The organism is Plantibacter sp. CFBP 8804, assembly GCF_014841225.1.
In the GTDB taxonomy this organism is placed as follows: Bacteria; Actinomycetota; Actinomycetes; order Actinomycetales; family Microbacteriaceae; genus Plantibacter; species Plantibacter auratus.
In genome coordinates this window covers 120,816-136,600 of sequence record NZ_JACYTU010000004.1, presented here as the reverse complement: position 1 = coordinate 136,600, position 15,785 = coordinate 120,816, and the positions used below count along the sequence as shown (strand labels likewise).

The 15,785-nt window shown below is 70.9% G+C and carries 18 protein-coding genes and 1 pseudogene; 13 read left to right on the top strand and 6 right to left on the bottom strand.

The annotated features are described in order from the left end of the window. Positions 1-85: 85 nt before the first annotated feature. Complete coding sequence (locus IFU11_RS10635) at positions 86-610, top strand: GrpB family protein (protein ID WP_192018932.1); 525 nt, start codon at positions 86-88, stop codon at positions 608-610. A 20-nt stretch (positions 611-630) separates the two neighbouring features. On the opposite strand, the gene IFU11_RS10630 is transcribed toward IFU11_RS10635, so the two are convergent. The 3 genes from IFU11_RS10630 to IFU11_RS10620 form a co-directional block, all read right to left on the bottom strand. After that, entirely contained in the window at positions 631-1,008 is a 378-nt protein-coding gene (locus tag IFU11_RS10630; protein WP_079704440.1) for a RidA family protein, read from the bottom strand. Between the two features lie 4 nt (positions 1,009-1,012). Then, a complete protein-coding gene (locus IFU11_RS10625) occupies positions 1,013-2,002 on the bottom strand; it encodes a helix-turn-helix transcriptional regulator (RefSeq protein ID WP_192004081.1) in 990 nt (329 codons plus the stop codon). Positions 2,003-2,097: 95 nt separating this feature from the next. Next, positions 2,098-3,597 carry a glycoside hydrolase family 36 protein gene (locus IFU11_RS10620; protein ID WP_192018931.1) on the bottom strand — a complete coding sequence of 500 codons (1,500 nt, stop codon included), beginning with the start codon at positions 3,595-3,597 and terminating at the stop codon, positions 2,098-2,100. Between the two features lie 141 nt (positions 3,598-3,738). On the opposite strand from IFU11_RS10620, the gene IFU11_RS10615 reads away from it, so the two are divergent. Next, on the top strand, positions 3,739-4,953 hold the full coding sequence (locus IFU11_RS10615) for an ROK family transcriptional regulator (RefSeq protein ID WP_244631746.1): 1,215 nt from the start codon (positions 3,739-3,741) through the stop codon (positions 4,951-4,953). A gap of 28 nt (positions 4,954-4,981) precedes the next feature. On the opposite strand, the gene IFU11_RS10610 is transcribed toward IFU11_RS10615, so the two are convergent. Then, on the bottom strand, positions 4,982-6,034 hold the full coding sequence (locus IFU11_RS10610; protein WP_192018930.1) for a Gfo/Idh/MocA family protein: 1,053 nt from the start codon (positions 6,032-6,034) through the stop codon (positions 4,982-4,984). Then, positions 6,031-6,912, bottom strand: a complete 882-nt coding sequence (locus IFU11_RS10605) for a sugar phosphate isomerase/epimerase family protein (RefSeq protein WP_192018929.1) — start codon at positions 6,910-6,912, stop codon at positions 6,031-6,033. The genes IFU11_RS10610 and IFU11_RS10605 overlap by 4 nt, the downstream gene beginning before the upstream one ends. A gap of 100 nt (positions 6,913-7,012) precedes the next feature. On the opposite strand from IFU11_RS10605, the gene IFU11_RS10600 reads away from it, so the two are divergent. The 7 genes from IFU11_RS10600 (at position 7,013) to IFU11_RS10570 (ending at position 11,343) form a co-directional block, all read left to right on the top strand. After that, positions 7,013-7,708 carry an HAD hydrolase-like protein gene (locus IFU11_RS10600; RefSeq protein WP_371742759.1) on the top strand — a complete coding sequence of 232 codons (696 nt, stop codon included), beginning with the start codon at positions 7,013-7,015 and terminating at the stop codon, positions 7,706-7,708. Between the two features lie 89 nt (positions 7,709-7,797). Beyond that, entirely contained in the window at positions 7,798-8,391 is a 594-nt protein-coding gene (locus IFU11_RS10595; protein ID WP_086472594.1) for a sulfite oxidase-like oxidoreductase, read from the top strand. Continuing rightward, positions 8,388-9,116 carry a ferredoxin reductase gene (locus IFU11_RS10590; RefSeq protein ID WP_192018927.1) on the top strand — a complete coding sequence of 243 codons (729 nt, stop codon included), beginning with the start codon at positions 8,388-8,390 and terminating at the stop codon, positions 9,114-9,116. The genes IFU11_RS10595 and IFU11_RS10590 overlap by 4 nt, the downstream gene beginning before the upstream one ends. Next, positions 9,116-9,373, top strand: a complete 258-nt coding sequence (locus tag IFU11_RS10585) for a DUF6510 family protein (protein ID WP_079704433.1) — start codon at positions 9,116-9,118, stop codon at positions 9,371-9,373. The genes IFU11_RS10590 and IFU11_RS10585 overlap by 1 nt, the downstream gene beginning before the upstream one ends. A 127-nt stretch (positions 9,374-9,500) precedes the next feature. After that, positions 9,501-10,337 (top strand): alpha/beta fold hydrolase, encoded by an 837-nt coding sequence (locus tag IFU11_RS10580; protein WP_192018926.1) that lies wholly within the window; start codon positions 9,501-9,503, stop codon positions 10,335-10,337. A gap of 22 nt (positions 10,338-10,359) precedes the next feature. Continuing rightward, positions 10,360-10,914 carry a WHG domain-containing protein gene (locus IFU11_RS20765; protein WP_197977355.1) on the top strand — a complete coding sequence of 185 codons (555 nt, stop codon included), beginning with the start codon at positions 10,360-10,362 and terminating at the stop codon, positions 10,912-10,914. 51 nt (positions 10,915-10,965) lie between these two features. Continuing rightward, a complete protein-coding gene (locus IFU11_RS10570; RefSeq protein WP_071261898.1) occupies positions 10,966-11,343 on the top strand; it encodes a VOC family protein in 378 nt (125 codons plus the stop codon). Between the two features lie 158 nt (positions 11,344-11,501). Here IFU11_RS10570 and IFU11_RS20230 read toward each other — a convergent pair. Next, positions 11,502-11,762 (bottom strand): annotated as a pseudogene (locus tag IFU11_RS20230) (ASCH domain-containing protein); the annotation flags it as partial. Positions 11,763-11,905: 143 nt separating this feature from the next. Between IFU11_RS20230 and IFU11_RS10560 the strand changes: the two are divergent. Genes IFU11_RS10560 through IFU11_RS10545 form a run of 4 tightly spaced genes read left to right on the top strand, consistent with a single transcriptional unit; the run spans position 11,906 to position 15,740 of the window. Further along, the gene (locus IFU11_RS10560) at positions 11,906-13,045 is read left to right on the top strand and encodes a ThiF family adenylyltransferase (protein WP_137242838.1); all 1,140 of its coding nucleotides are present in this window, start codon (positions 11,906-11,908) and stop codon (positions 13,043-13,045) included. Positions 13,046-13,103: 58 nt separating this feature from the next. Next, on the top strand, positions 13,104-14,339 hold the full coding sequence (locus IFU11_RS10555) for a molybdopterin molybdotransferase MoeA (protein ID WP_192018925.1): 1,236 nt from the start codon (positions 13,104-13,106) through the stop codon (positions 14,337-14,339). Further along, on the top strand, positions 14,336-15,319 hold the full coding sequence (moaCB, locus tag IFU11_RS10550) for a bifunctional molybdenum cofactor biosynthesis protein MoaC/MoaB (RefSeq protein ID WP_192018924.1): 984 nt from the start codon (positions 14,336-14,338) through the stop codon (positions 15,317-15,319). The genes IFU11_RS10555 and moaCB overlap by 4 nt, the downstream gene beginning before the upstream one ends. After that, positions 15,312-15,740, top strand: coding sequence for a molybdenum cofactor biosynthesis protein MoaE (locus IFU11_RS10545; protein ID WP_192018923.1), 429 nt, complete (start codon positions 15,312-15,314; stop codon positions 15,738-15,740). Before moaCB ends, IFU11_RS10545 begins: the two co-directional genes overlap by 8 nt. Positions 15,741-15,785 lie beyond the last annotated feature (45 nt).

Below are 15,785 nucleotides of genomic sequence, written 5' to 3'. Positions count from 1 at the left end.
CTTCGACAGGCTCAGGGACCGGGGTGGGCTCAGGGACCGGGACGGTCCCTCGCCCGGGGACCGACCGCGGGGTACGCTCGATCCGATGATCGAGCTGAGCCCGCACCGGACGGCGTGGGCGACGGCGTTCCGACACGAGGCGGCGCGACTCTCGGACGTCCTCGACGGACGTGTCGACGCGATCGAGCACATCGGGAGCACCGCCGTCCCTGGTCTCGTCGCCAAGCCGATCATCGACCTCGCCGCGAGAGCGATGGCAGGCGTCGACCCGTTCGCCCTCGGACCGCTCCTGGCCGGGCTCGAGTACGAGCCGAACGCCGCGGGACCGAAGACGCATGCCGTGTACGTCCGCTCAGAGCGAGCCCGTCGCACGCACATCCTCCACATGTTCGGCCCAGACGCGTGGGAGCACTGCAACCAGCGGCTGTTCCGAGACAAGCTACTGCACGACGCATCCGCTCGGCGCCGGTATCAGGAGCTCAAGCTGGAGCTCGCCAGGACCGACGACGGCCGCGCCTACACGGCGGCGAAACTCCCGCTCATCGAAGCGCTGCTGAATGAGGAACGCACCGCGCGGGGCCTGCCGCCGACCGAGGCCTGGGACAAGTAGGGCCGCCCCTCGCGTGGTCCTCAGGCGACGAGCTCGATCTCGACGCGCGCGCCGAGCGGCAGCCCGACGACCGCGACCGTGGTGCGCGCAGGGTAGGGCGCCGAGAAGACCGTCTCGTAGACGCGGTTCATCGCGGCGAAATCGGCCATGTCGACGAGGTACACGTTCACCTTCACGACATCGCCGAAGCCTCGACCGGCGGCCGTCAGCACCGACTCGAGGTTGGCGAACACCCGCTCGGTCTGTGCCGCGACGTCGCCCTCGACGAGGGTTCCGGTCGAGGGGTCGATGGGCGTCTGCCCCGACAGGTGGAGTGCCCCGCTCGGGCCGGACGCCGCATGCGAGTACGGCCCGACGGGTTCGGGCGCGTGCGGGTCGGTCACGGTGGATCGGGTCATGGCCTCAGCCTAGGGAACGCGGGCGGGTTCCGATGGTGTTCGACGAGGCCAGCGTCGCACTCGGGTACTCGCCGAAGCGTCGCGAGTACCCGGCGGCGAACCGCCCCAGATGACCGAACCCCCACCGACGGGCGACGTCACCGACCGTCGTCCGTCCGGGGTCGGCGTCCCGCAGGTCGTCGCGGACGCGGTCGAGCCGGACCGCGCGGAGGTAGTCGGCCGGTGTCACGTCGAACTCCCGGCGGAACGCCGACTGCAGACTGCGGAGGCTCATGCCGGCCGCCGCTGCGACGTCCTCGGTGCGGATCGGCAGATGAGCGTTCGCGACGAGGTACTCCACCGCGGTCCGCGTCCGAGCGCTGGCGGCGACGGCCACCTCGGTCGGCGGCCGGAGCGCGAGGTGCGGGAACGTCTCGAGCAACGACACCGCGGCCGCTCGCCTGGCCTCCGCGCGCAGGAGCGCCGGGCTGTCGTCGTCGTAGACCACCCCTGCGACGGCCGCGACGGAGGCGTTCCATCGGTGGAGTCCCGCGCCCGACGGGCGGAACGTCGTGTCGAACCGGATCGGACCGACCGACCCCTCGGTCTCCGCCGCGACGCCCTCGAGATAGGCGCCACCGAAGTGCATCATGTTGAGCCGGTAGTCGATGAGGTCGAACTGCGCGGGGCGGTCGTTCGCGAACATCGCCGGCTGCCCGTGCAGGAACTTCATCGGCGAGCCGAGCAGGTCTGAGACACCTTCACCACGCGTCATCCAGGAGACCACGTACTCGCCCTGGGTGAACGACGCACCCGTGATCCGTCCCTCGACCTGCGAGGCACGGAGGGAGAGGTCGTCGTCGCCGGTGGAGGTGAAGCGGTATCCGAACTCGGCGGCGGTCGGCTCGACCGTCATCCCGCCGATCCGGTAGGCCTCGCGGTAGAGCTCGCGAGCGTCGTCGACGTCGCTCCCCGCGGCCTCGAACCGCTCCGCGGACCCTGGTTTCGCGCTCATCCTGCTCAGAATCCCACGACTGTGCCAAAGCTCCACTTCCGGGCGGTCGGCGTTCGTTTATCGGATAACGCCGGATCGCCGCCGAGCGCCAGGCGTCACCCGATGTACGAGGTGTCGGAGCGGGCCTCTCCCGCCACGACGGCAGTCAGGTCGACCTCGCGGCCGTCGAGGCGGAACGTGAACCGCCCCGTCTGTTCGACCATCGGCGTCTCCGTGAGGTACTGGCGGAGTTCGGCGCGTTCGCTCTCGTGCAGCCAGACCACCGGGTCGGAGGTCGACTTGAACTCGAGGATGGCGGCGACGTCCTGGAGCATGCGACGTTCGACGGGGTCGAGGAGGTTCCGAGCGCTGCGGAAGTAGACGGCGTCGGGGTCGACCTCGTAGACGTCCTTCAGCCAGACGCGGTTGACGGAGTCGACGATGGAGTTCCAGGCCCCGACGCCAGACGGATCGCCGACCCGTTCGGCGTTGTCCCAGAACGGACCGACATCCGGCCCCACGCGCGCGCCGTCGAACACCCCGATGGACGGGATCATCGGGACGCCGCAGCCGAGCAGGTACACGTCGTCACCGACGGTCTCCCTGATGAACGAGATCGCGTCCCGGTAGGCGGTTTCGCGGTGGACCTCCTGGTGCCGCCGCCCGGTGACGGCGCCCGCGTACATGAAGTCGAGCTTGAGGTAGCTGAAGCCCCACCCGGTGACGCGCTCGAAGACCTCGCGGAGGTGGTCCTGCACCTCCCGCTGGGTGGTGTCGAGCGAGTAGTAGTGGGAGTTCCAGTTGTAGCCGGTCGCCAGCGGGCGGCCGGCGTCGTCCTGCACGAGGAGGTCGGGGCGCTCCCGCGCGATCGTGGAGTCGGGAAGCGCGATCATCGGGGCGAGCCAGAGCCCCGGGCGGAACCCGGCTTCGGCGATGCGACCGGCGGTCGCCTGCATACCCGACGGGAAGTCCGGTCCGGCCGTCCAGTCGCCCACGATCGGCTCCCAGCCGTCATCGAGCTGGAACACGTCGAAGGGGTACCCGGCGAGATCGGCCACGGTGCGGGCGACCAGCTCCTCGTCGATGCCCTCGTAGTAGGAGTACCAACTGCTCCAGACGCGACCGGCGCGCTGCGAGCGCCGCCCGAGCCGTTCGGACAGGATCGCCGCGTAGTCGGCGAAGGCCTGCAGCTCCGGTCCGAACGTGACGAACCACTCGGCTTCGTCGGTCTCGCTCCGCGCCCAGATCGTGTTGCGGTCGGCACCGACCCGGGGGTTGCCGAGCCCGAGGGTCCCGATGAGCAGTACGGTGCCGTCCGGTCCGGCGATGGCGCCGACACCACTGCCGGAGTGGAGGTGCGGGGTCTCGTTGACCGCGTCGTCGGCGGTGAGCAGCCGGTCGGGGCTGTTCTTGATGCCGATGGTCTCGCCGTCGGTGGTGGTCCACCCGCTCGGACTCCACGAGTTCCAGCCGTGCCGGTAGAAGCCGGTGTCGCCGAAGGGGTGGAGCAGCGCGACCGGGCCGGCGGGCACGACGAACCCCGTGCTGGTGGCGGTCGGTTCGCCGGCGAGGTTCGCGGGGATGCGGAGGTCACCGAAGGTGAAGGTGTGCAGCATGGCCGGCTTTCTGTGTGGGTGGGCGCTCCCGAGATGGACGCGGGCCTCCCGGCTGCCGCCGCGGGGCTGCCGCGGGTAGAGTCGAGGAGGCGGAGTTAATACTGCAACGTGCCGTGAAAAGTCGCAAGAGGGGAATGCCGAATGCCTCGAGAGGCGATGGTGGAGCCGTCCGGCGGATCGATGGGCAGTCGGTCGTTGCTCCGGAGGATGAACTCGCTCGGTGTGCTGCGCGCCCTGCTCCCGCAGCCACTCACCCTGCGGGAGTTGGCGGACGCGTCCGGGCTGTCTCGGACGGCCATCGACGCGATCGTGACGGATCTCGTCGAGATGGGCTGGCTCGAATCCGTCGAACGCGCCTCGGCGTCCCGGGTCGGCAGACCCGCCACCGCTTTCAGCGTGCGGGCCGGACTCGGCCACCTCCTGTCGCTCGACATCGGCGCGAACCACATCCACGCCGTCGTGACCGACCTCGCCGGTGCCGTCCTGGGCCAGCGCACGGCACAGCTCGCCGAGGACACGGGCGCGACCGAGCGCATCACCCTGGCGCTGGCGACCGGCGATGCGGTGCTCAGCACCCTCGACCTCACCCGCGGGTCGGTGTGGATCGTCGCCGTCGGCTCCCCCGGCGCGATCGGCCGGGACGGCGAGGTGCTGCACTTCGGCGGGACGGGACTCCCGGACTGGGTCGGACTCAACCTGCGCGAGCGGTTCGAGCGCGAGTTCGACGGAGCCGTCCTGGTGGAGGGCGACGTCGCGCTCGGTGCCCGCGCGGAACTGACCGTCGGCGCGGCACAGGGCCACCGCGACGTCGTCTACCTCCTCTGCGGCGTGCGCACCAGCGCCGCCTCCATCGTCGACGGGAAGGTGCATCGCGGCGTGCACGGTGCGGCAGGGATCGTCGGCGAGATGCCCGAACTCCGGTGGTCCCGCCTGAACGAGCGGTACGGCGAGTCGGTCCTCGGCTCACCACGGCCGTCCCGCGAGGAAATCTTCGATGCGGCTCGCGCCGGTGATCGGATCGCCCTGACGGCGATGGACGAGTTCGCGGACGACCTGGCCACCGGCGCGGCGGCCATGGTCCTCGCACTCGATCCGGAACTCCTCGTGGTCGGCGGCGGCAGTGCTCCGGGCGCGGACGTCTTCCTGCCGCGTTTCATCCGCACCCTCGGCGAGATCTGCCCGCTGCCACCGGACGTGGTCGTCTCCTCGCTGGGCTCGGAGGCGGTGGCGATGGGTGGCGTGAGCCTGGCGTCCCAGCACCTCGACACCGTCCTGCAGACGGCCGTCCGAGACGTGGAGCGGTTCCCCGACCCGGACGGAGCGCAGCTGCTCGTCAAGCGGACCGCAGCGTCCTGAGCCGTCACAGCCCGCGGCGGGTGACGGCTCAGCGACCGCCGAGCTGCGCGGCGGGGACCGACGACCGTCGCTCGGGGATCGCCGCGTCGTAGACGTCCTGGATCACGTCGAACGCCTTCCGTGCTTCTGCGGGGTGGAGCCAGAAGGCGCCCGGCTCGTCGAGCCCCGCGTAGAAGTCCTGGATCAGCCGTTCATGGGACACACCCCAGTAGGCACGCGCTCCGCTGGCCGTCACCCGCTCGACGGTGGTCTCGACGCGTCCATCGGCGAAGCGTGCGGTGAGTTCGGCCCCCAAGCTCAGCGTGCCAAGCTCGCAGACGACGTCGATCGTCACGGGCAGGTTCGCGACCCCGGCGACCGTCGCGTAGACCGTGCTCGTCGCGCCACCCGCGTGCACGATGCGCAGCTCGGCCGTGTCCTCGACCTCGATCACCTCGGCGAGCGCGCGGGTGGCGATCGACCCCGTCGCCTCGAGCGGGTCGCCGACCAACCACTGCACGAGGTCGATCGTGTGGATCGCCTGGTTCATGAGGAGTCCGCCGCCGCCGGTCTCCCAGCGACCGCGCCACGGGCGATCCTCGTAGTAGGCCGCCGTCCGATGCCACGGCACGACCGCCGAGGCGCCGAGCACTGCGCCGAGCTCACCCGAGTCGAGGAGTTCCTTGGCGCGCTCCGCCGGCTGGTTGTAGCGGTTCTGGAAGCACACCGCGATCTTCGCGCGACTGTGCTCCGCCGCGGCCAGGAGCCGTTCGGCCTCATTGCGCGTGTGGGCGAGGGGCTTCTCGAGGATGACACTGATCCCGCGCTCGAGCGCCCGGATCGCCTGGTCGGCGTGCAGGTGGTGCGGGGTGCAGATGTGGACGACGTCGGGTCGCGCCTCCTCGAACAGTCGATCGAGGTCGGTGAAGCCCGGGACACCCGTCGCAGCCGTCGCCGCATCGAGCCGGCCGGCGTCGACGTCGCACACCGCCACGAGCTGCGCATCGGGCACCGTTCCGATCGCCGCGATGTGGAGGGCGGAGATGTCGCCGCACCCGACCACGGCGACGCGACGGAGGACGGATGCGGGCCCGCGGCTCATCGCAGTTCGATCCCCAGCTCGTCGGTGAGCTTCCGGAAGGCCCGGGCGGCCACGCCGAACGAGGCGGGACCCGAGAAGCCGCCGAGCGCGTGGGTGTCGGCGAGGTGCGGCTCGAGCGAGGCGAACCCCGCGTAGCCGTCGTCGCGCAACGCCGTGAGCGTTTCACGCAGTTGCCCGTCGCCCTCGCCGGACGGCACGACCTGGCCAGTCTCGGCGACCGCGTCCTTGACCTGCAAGTAGTCGACGTACGGACGCAGCATCGCGTAGCCGTCGTCGAACGGGGCGACGCCCACCTGGACGAAGTTCGCGTTGTCCCAGGCGAGCCGCAGCGCGGGTGATCCGACGGACTCGACGAGGTCGAGGATGCGCTCCGGGACGTCGCCGTAGATGTCCTTCTCGTTCTCGTGCAGGAGCACGACCCCCTCCCGCTCGGCCAGGTCGGCGAGCAGGCGCATGCGGACCAGGACGTCGTCGCGGGTGGCCTCCACCGGCACGCCCTCACCGCGGAAGAAGGAGAAGATGCGGATGTTGGGGGTCCCGAGGGCGTGTGCAGCGGCAACCGCTCGCGCGAGGCGGGCGACTTCCAGCTCGGCGTCGAGGGCCACGTCGACCTTGCCGATCGGCGATCCGATGGCGGACACGCCCATGCCGGACCGCTGCAGCTGCGCACCGAGTCGGGCGAGCTGGTCGGCGTCGAGGTCGATGATGTTGACGCCCCACGCGCTCCTGACCTCGATGTGCGATGCACCGAGCGCCTCCAGCACGGCGATCTGCGTCGTCGGGTCGGCGTCGATCTCGTCGCCGAAGCCCGACAGGGTCCAGCTCACCGGGTGTTGTGCATTCACGTGCGCTTCCGCCTTCGCGTTCGTTCTCGTCATCGGGAACCAGACAGTCGGGCTGCCGGTCCTGTCAGCCTACGGCTCTGGCAACCGGTTGACAACCCTCTGCAGCCGGAGGGGTCGCCCTAGGATGGAGCGTGTGACCGATCTCTACCTCGCGAGTACGACCGTGTCCTTCCACCGCAGCTGGTCCTGCGTGCTGTTCGACCTCGACGGCACGATCGTGGACTCGGCTCCCGGCATCATCTCCCGCATGAAGACGACCCTGGCGAACGTCGGTGCCGTCGTCCCGTCCGACGAATCGCTGCTGCGTTGGGTCGGACCACCGCTGCTCGACTCCTTCCGCGACTTCGCGGACATGGACCCGTTGCAGTCGCAGCTCGCCCTCACCGAGTACCGTCGCCAGGTCGCCACCGAGGGCGCCGAGGTCGGCACCGCGGTGTTCCCGGGCGTCGCCGGACTGCTCGCGCGCATCTCCGAGGCCGGGATCCCGATCGGGCTCGCGACCTCGAAGCCCGAGTCGCAGGCGAACACGATCCTCGACCACTTCGGTCTGAGCCAGTACTTCACCGTCGTCACGGGCGCCTCCGAGGACGAGGTCCGCAGCAGCAAGGCCGACGTCGTCGGTGAGGCCCTCCGGCGCCTCACGGTCGCCGGCGTCGACACGTCCCGCACCGTACTGGTCGGCGACCGCCTCCACGACATCGAGGGCGCAGCGGCGCACGGGATCCCGACGATCCTCGTCGAGTGGGGCTACGGCTCGCCGGCGGAGGCCACCGGTGCCCTCGCCGTCGTCCACTCGATCGACGCGCTGTCGAACCTCATCACCGGCTGAGCGAGGCCGGAACCACTTGGTGACCCCAGGAGGGCCTGGCTTCACCGACACCTGCTCACTAGGGTGATGACCATCCTGAGGAGGTCGACATGGCGGTGTTCACACGCGGTTTCGGAGGACGGGCACGAGAGCAGGACGACCGACTCCCGCCAGGCCAGTTCCTCACCGAGGACTTCCCGGTCCTGTCCGCCGGACCCACGCCGCGGATCGACACCGATGAGTGGGAGTTCCAGATCCGGACGGAGACGGGCGAGACCCACCGCTGGGACTGGGCGGCCATGCAGGCCCTGCAGCAGGACGACATCACCCGCGACATCCACTGCGTGACCCGGTGGACGAAGCTCGGCACGAGCTGGCAGGGCGTCTCCCTCGACACGCTCTTCGCCGAGGTCGAGAGCGGCTACGACTTCGTGATGGCCCACTCCTACGGCGGTTACACGACCAACGTCCCACTCGACGATCTCCTGGACGGCAAGGCCTGGATCGCCACCGGCTTCGACGGCGAGCCGCTCGCCGCGGAGCACGGCGGCCCGGCGAGGCTTCTCATCCCGCACCTCTACTTCTGGAAGAGCGCGAAGTGGATCCGCGGCCTCGTCATGCAGCAGGACGACGAACCGGGGTTCTGGGAGCAGAACGGCTACCACGCCTACGGTGATCCCTGGCTCGAACAGCGGTACTCGTGAGGCGCACGAACCATGTCGACGTCTGGAAGCCGGCCACCGTGGTCACGGCGACGCAGCTGACCCCATCGGGGCGGAGCCTCATCCTGGACGCCCCGGGCTGGGGCGGGAACCTCGCCGGGCAGCACGCCGACGTCCGCCTCACCGCACCCGACGGCTACCAGGCGGTCCGCTCCTACTCGATCGCCTCGGCCGACGCCGGTGACCGCATCGAGATCGCCGTCGACCGGGTCCCCGACGGCGAGGTCTCACCCTTCCTCGTCGACGCGATCGAGGTCGGCGACCAGGTCGAGGTGCGTGGACCACTGGGCGGCTGGTTCGTCTGGCGCCCTGAGGACACGGAGCCGGTCCTCCTGATCGGCGGAGGTTCGGGCATCGTGCCGCTCATGGCGATGGTGCGAGCGCACGAGGCGGCCGGGAGCACGACGCCGTTCCGACTCGTGTACTCGGTCCGCTCACCGCAGGACGCCTTCTTCGCCGACGAGCTCGCTGCGGCGACCGGGGTCGAGGTCACCTGGATCTACACCCGTCGAGCGCCCGACGGCTGGCCTCGTCCCGCCGGCCGCCTGGTGGCGGCCGACCTGCAGGCGCTCGAGGTCACCGGCGGCGAGGCCCCGTCGGTGTTCGTCTGCGGACCGACCGGCTTCGTCGAGGCGGTCGCCGACACCCTGGTCGCGATCGGCCACGATCCGGCCCGCATCAAGACCGAGCGGTTCGGAGGCGCGTGATGACCTCGCATCTGGACGGGAACGTCCTCGCCGGAACCCTGTCGGAGCTGACCGGCACCGACCCGAGCGGGACCATGTCGCAGTGCCTCGGGTGCCGCGACGTCTCGCCGCTCGCCGCGGAGCTGGTGTTCGGCACCCCGGACGCTTGGGTGGTTCGCTGCCGCCACTGCGATGACGTCCTGCTCGTCGTCCTCCATCACGAGGAGACCACGCGCGTCACCCTCGACGGCGTCCGCTGGTGGACGGACCTCGGCTGACCACCCCTCCCCCGCACTCGTTCGCCCATTCTCGGGCGAACGGAGTTTCCCTCGCCCAAAGATGGGCGAATGAACCTCGTCCGCAAAAGCTATTGACATTAGCCAAACGGCGATGCAGACTAGCTTCATGAACACGAACCCGGCATCGTCAGGGCCTGCCACCCGCTACCTCGACCGTCCCGAGGGCAAGATCGCCTACGAGATCCAGGGAGACGGCCCGCTCGTCGTCCTCGTCCCGGGAATGGGCGAGCTCCGCTCCTCCTACCGCTTCCTCGCTCCCGCGCTCGTCCAGGCCGGGTACCGCGTCGCCTCCACCGACCTCCGTGGTCACGGCGACAGCGACACGACGTTCTCCTCGTACGGCGACGTCGCGACCGCCTCGGACATCCACGCCCTCATCCGCGACCTGGGTGCCCCGGCCGTCGTCATCGGGAACTCCCTCGCTGCCGGCGCGGGCGTGATCGTCGCCGCCGAGCACCCGGAGGACGTGTCGGGTCTCGTCCTCGTCGGGCCCTTCGTCCGCAACCCGAAGGCGGGCGCCGTCATGCAGGCGGTCTTCCGCGCCATGATGGCTCCGCTGTGGATCGCACGGGTCTGGAAGGCCTACCTCCCCACGCTGAACGCGGGCCGGAAGCCGGTCGACTTCGACAACCACCTCGCCGACGTCTTCGCGAGCCTGCGTCGCCCCGCCTATGGCAAGGCCTTCTCGCAGACGACCAGACAGACCGACCATGCCCCGGCCGAGGCTGCGCTCCCCGGCGTGAGCGCTCCGACGCTCGTGATCATGGGCACCAAGGACCCCGACTTCCCCGACCCCGCAGGAGAGGCGCGCTGGATCGGCGACACCCTGCAGGCGGAGGTCGTCCTCGTCGAGGACGCCGGCCACTACCCGCAGGCCCAGCAGCCCGAGGTCACCTCGCAGGCCGTCCTCGGCTTCCTCCAGTCGGCGCTGCACCGTGCCTAGGGCGGGACTCAGCCGCGCGCGCGTGGTGGACGAAGCGGCTGAACTCGCCGACGAGGTCGGGCTCGAGGGGCTGACCCTCGCCGCCCTCGCCGAACGGCTCGGCGTCCGGCAGCCCTCGCTCTACAAGCACCTCGACTCGCTCGCCGGACTCCGCCGGAGCATCTCCCTCCAAGCGAAGGGCGAGCTCGGCGACGTCCTGCTGCGCGCCGCCGTCGGCCGTTCGGGCGCGGATGCGATCACGGTGATGGCCGGCGCCTACCGGGAGTGGGCCCTGGAGCACCCGGCACGCTATACGGCCGCGCAGTGGATCGCCGGGCCGGAGGATGAGGAGGACGCGGCGGCATCGCTCGGCGCCATCCAGGTCATCAGCGACGTCCTCACGGCCTACGAGCTCCGCGGCGACGACGCCATCGACGCGATCCGCGCGTTCCGCTCCACCCTGCACGGCTTCGTCTCGCTCGAGGCGGCAGGCTCCTTCGGCCTAGACCGCGACCTCGACCGGAGCTTCGACCGCCTCGTCCGTGGCTTCGTGATCACGCTGACCCGTTGGGCCGAGACCGCTGGGGACGAGTCCTAGCCGACCTGCAACGGGTTCCGCTGCACGACGCGTGCGGGGTAGCGTGCCCTCATGTCATGCCGCATCAGTGAACTCGTCCTGGACTGCCGCGATCCGGAAGCGCTCGCCCGCTTCTGGTGCGAGGTCCTCGACTTCGTCGTGCTCGACCGAGACGAGGACGGGGTGGAGATCGGAGCGCGGGACGGCTTCGGTGGGTCGCAACCGACCATCATCCTCAGCCGCAGCGACGACCCGCCGCAGCCGAAGTCGAAGCTCCACATCGACGTCAGCCCGACCGACGGCGACCAGGACGCCGAACTCGAGCGCCTGTTGGCCCTCGGAGCGCGCCCGACGGACATCGGGCAGACGGGCGATGAGTCGTGGCACGTCCTCGCCGATCCCGAGGGCAACGCCTTCTGCCTCCTGCGCACGCCCGTCAAGCCGGTCTGATCGGCCTCAGTCCCGGGCGATGAGGGCGAACCGTTCGAGGACGACGAGCGTCGCGCGTCGAGGCGGAAGTCGGCGCCGAGTTCGGCCTGCATCTCCGGTGAGGTCCAGAACCGCTCGTGACCGGCACGCCAGTCGGCGACCGAGGCGTAGCCTTCGCCCTCCGCCAGAGCGTGAGCCAGCGGCACCTCGTCCAGCGGTACCACCTCGACACCCACCGTCTCGATGACGAAGCGGTGAGCGCCATCGGAATCGACGACGATTCCGCGCTGCCCGACCGCCGGCAACTCCTCGCCTGCCACCGCGTACTCGTGCGCCAGGGAACTCGTCGCGGCCTTCTCGCCGGACTCGATCGCCGCCACCAGCCTGTCCCGCAGCGGGCCGGGGAACGCGAACTCGACGATGGGGAGGTGGTCATCCATGCGTCCATCCCAGCATCGATCGACGCGTCGTGCCACTTCACACCTCCTGTCGGTTTCCCGCGGCGGCGCCTGCAGCCTCCTGCGGACGCGAGCGGATGCGGTCTGAGGGCCGGCGGGCACGGTGCCGGTGGGATAATCGGCGCATGTCCTCGACCGCGCGGTACGCCAGGCAGCTCGCCCTCCCCGGGTTCGGACCAGCGGCGCAACAGCGCCTCGCCGACGCACGGGTGCTGATCGTCGGCGCCGGCGGCCTCGGCAGCATCGTCATCCCGGCGCTTGCCGCTGCCGGTGTCGGTTCCGGTGACGGCGCGATCCACCTGGTGGACGACGACACGGTCGAGCTCAGCAACCTGCATCGGCAGACCGTCCACAGCACCGCGGACGTCGGCCGGTCGAAGGTCGACTCCGCCGCCGACCGCGCCCTCGCCGTCAACACCGATGCGACGATCCTCAGACACCGCCTCCGCCTCGGACCCGGCGAGATCATGGGCCTCCTGGCCGACGCGGAGATCGACCTCGTCATCGACGGCAGCGACAACTTCGAGACCCGTTACCTGGTCGACGACGCCGCGACGCTCGCCGACGTCCCACTCGTCTGGGGTGCGGTCTCGCAGTACGGCGGGCAGGCTGGACTCAGCTGGTCGTCTCGCGGCCCGCGCTACCGCGACCTCTTCCCCCACCCGCCGACGGACGGTTCGGTGCTCTCCTGCGAGGCCGGCGGCGTCCTGCCCACCACGGTCGGGGTCATCGGGTCCATCATGGCCACCGAGGCGATCAAGGTGCTCACCGGGGTCGGGACCCTCTCGCTCGGCCGGGTGACGATGTTCGACGGGCTGAGCGGCGGATTCCGCGAACTCCGGTACGAGCGCGACCCCGCGGGCGCCCGGCAGGTGTCGCTCGATGAGCATCTGCATCGGACGCCAGGAGGGGACGCGGCGAGCGCCGCAGCGGCAGCCCCGCACGAGCCGCGACACGGCGGCCGCACGATCACCGCACCGCAGCTCGCGGCGAGCGACGATGAGGCCGTCCTGCTCGACGTCCGGGAGCCGTGGGAGGCGGAGATCGCCCGGTTGCCCGGTTCGACGCTGATGCCGCTCGGCTCGCTCCCCGAGACGCTCCACGGGCTCGACCCCGAGACGCCCGTGGTCGTCTACTGCCACCACGGCATCCGATCCGAGTCCGCGCTTCGCCTGCTCCTCGAGCGCGGCTACTCGGCCGTCCATCTCGAGGGCGGCATCGACGCGTGGTCGCGGCTCGTGGATCCGACCGTCCCCCGCTACTGACCGCGGCTCCGAACACCCCGTGCAGCCCCACCGACCGACCTCGACGACGGGAACCACCATGACGACGCCAGCGCCCACGAGTCGGAAGACCGTTGAGCAACACGCCTCCGACGTCGCAGCCCTCCTCGACGACGTGACCGACACCGGCGCCGAGCACGTGCCGATCGACGAGGCCGCAGCTCGGGTGACGGCGGTGGCAGTGCCGTCACCGGTCGACCTGCCGCTGTTCCGCAACTCGCAGATGGACGGCTTCGCGGTTCGGGCGGCAGACCTCACAGGCGATGAGACGCGACTGCGGGTGGTGGGCGAGATCGCCGCGCGCCCGATCGACCCCGCGCCGCTCGAGGCGGGGACCTCGGTGCGCATCATGACGGGCGCGGTCGTTCCGCCGGGTGCGGACGTCGTCGTGCCGGTCGAGGAGAGCGAGGTCGTGACGGATCCGGACGGTGTCGAGACCGTCCTCCTCGGTCCTGCGCGCGGCGGTGGCGAGCGCCCGGTGGGGCTGTTCGTCCGGGAACGCGGGAGCGACGTCCGCGCCGGCGAGGAGCTGCTGCCGGCCGGCGTGCGCCTCGCTTCACGACACCTCGCCGTGTTGGCTGCGGCCGGGATCACGACCGTCGAGGTGCGTCGGCGGGTGCGGGTCGCGATCGTCACGACCGGTGCCGAACTCGTCGAACCCGGCGAGACGCCGACGCTCGGCCAGACCTTCGACTCCAACGGGACCGCGCTGGCGGCCGCCGTCGTCGCAGCCGGGGCCGAGGTCGCCGCCCGTGCGCGCGTCGTCGACGATGCCGACGTCCTGCTCGCCCTGCTCGACGACCTCCACGGCGAGGTCGATCTCATCCTCACCTCCGGCGGGATCTCCATGGGTGAGCACGAGGTCGTCCGTGACGTCCTCGGTCCGCTGGGTGGCTGGATCGGTTCGGTCGCGATGCAGCCCGGCGGACCACAGGCGCTCGGCGCCCACCGGGGCGTCCCGATCATCGCGTTCCCCGGCAACCCGGTGAGCACCCAGCTCTCGTTCGAGGTCTTCGTCGCTCCGGTCCTCCGCCGGGTCGCGGGGCTGCCGCAGGCGTCGCGCGTGCCGGCCGAGCTCGCGGTCGCCGTGCGTTCGGTGCCCGGCAAACGCCAGTTCCTCCGCGGACGCCGACGAGACGATGGTCGGGTCGAACCGGTCTCGGGCCCCGGCTCGCACCTGGTCGCCGGGCTCGCGGCCTCCGACGTGCTGATCGTGATCCCGGAGGACACGCTCGAGCTCGACGCCGGTGACGCTGTGGAAGCATGGGCACTATGACCGGGCTCACACACCTCGACGACGACGGCCGCGCACGCATGGTCGACGTCGGCGACAAGGCCACGACGAAGCGGGTCGCGACGGCGACGGCGACCTTCACCACCCGACCAGACGTGATCGCACTCGTCCAGGCGGACGGCCTGCCGAAGGCGGACGTCATCGCGACCGCTCGCATCGCGGGGATCGCGGGGGCCAAGCGGACGAGCGAGCTCATCCCGCTGTGCCACCAGCTCGCGCTGTCGTCCGTGAGCCTCGACTTCGCATTCACCGAGGACTCGATCGTCATCACCGCGACGGCGAAGACCACCGGCCAGACCGGGGTCGAGATGGAGGCCCTGACGGCCGCGTCGATCGCCGGCCTGACCCTGCACGACATGGTCAAGGCCGTCGACCCGGCATCGGTCCTCGGCGACATCCGGCTGCTGGGGAAGTCCGGCGGCAAGCGCGGGAACTGGACGCCGGAAGCGGTGGAGCCGATCGAAGCACCTGTGGCGCGAACGGTCCGTCCGCGAACCGCGGCCGTCATCGTCGCGTCGACCGCCGGCGCGGCCGGCACGCGCGAGGACCTCACGGGGCCGCGCATCTCCGCCTGGTTGTCCGAGCACGACTACGCGGTGGATGCGGTGACGGTCGTGTCCGACGCGGACGTGCACCTCGCGATCACGGCAGCCCTGGCCGCCGCGCCCGCGGTGCTCATCACGACGGGCGGCACCGGCCTCTCGCCGAGCGACCGCACCCCGGAGGCGACGCAGTCCCACCTCGACCGCGAACTGCCCGGCATCGCCGAGGCGATCCGCGCCCTCGGGTCGACCAAGACCCCGACCGCGGCGCTCAGTCGCGGGCTCGCGGGGGTCTCCGGCGGCACCGTCGTGGTGAACCTGCCCGGATCGACCGGCGGCGTGAAGGACGGACTCGCGGTCCTCGACGGCCTGCTCGACCACCTCGTCGCCCAGATCGCCGGAGGTGGCGCGCATGAGTGAGTCGACGGTTCCCGAGGTCCTCGCCCTCATCTCGGAGTCGCCCCTCGACGCGCATGCGATCGAGGACTTCGTCGCGGCGCCCGCCAACGGCGCACTCGTCGCCTTCCGAGGGATCGTGCGCGACCACGACCACGGCGAGGCGGTCGACGCCCTCGACTACCGGGCTCATCCCGACGCCCAACGGTTCCTGGAGGACTGCTGCCGGACGGTCGCCGCGGAGACCGGCCTCCGAGTGGCGGCAGCGCACCGCGTCGGGTCGCTCGTCGTCGGCGACCTCGCGCTCGTCGCCGCCGTCGCCGCTGCGCACCGGGCCGAGGCGTTCGCCGCGTGCGAGCGGCTGGTCGAGGAGATCAAGCGCACCGTCCCCATCTGGAAGCGCCAGCACCTGGCCGACGGCGATACGGAGTGGGTCGGTCTGTAGCGGCCCGCCCTCGATTCGCCCCGAGTGGTCGCACGCACGAAGCGT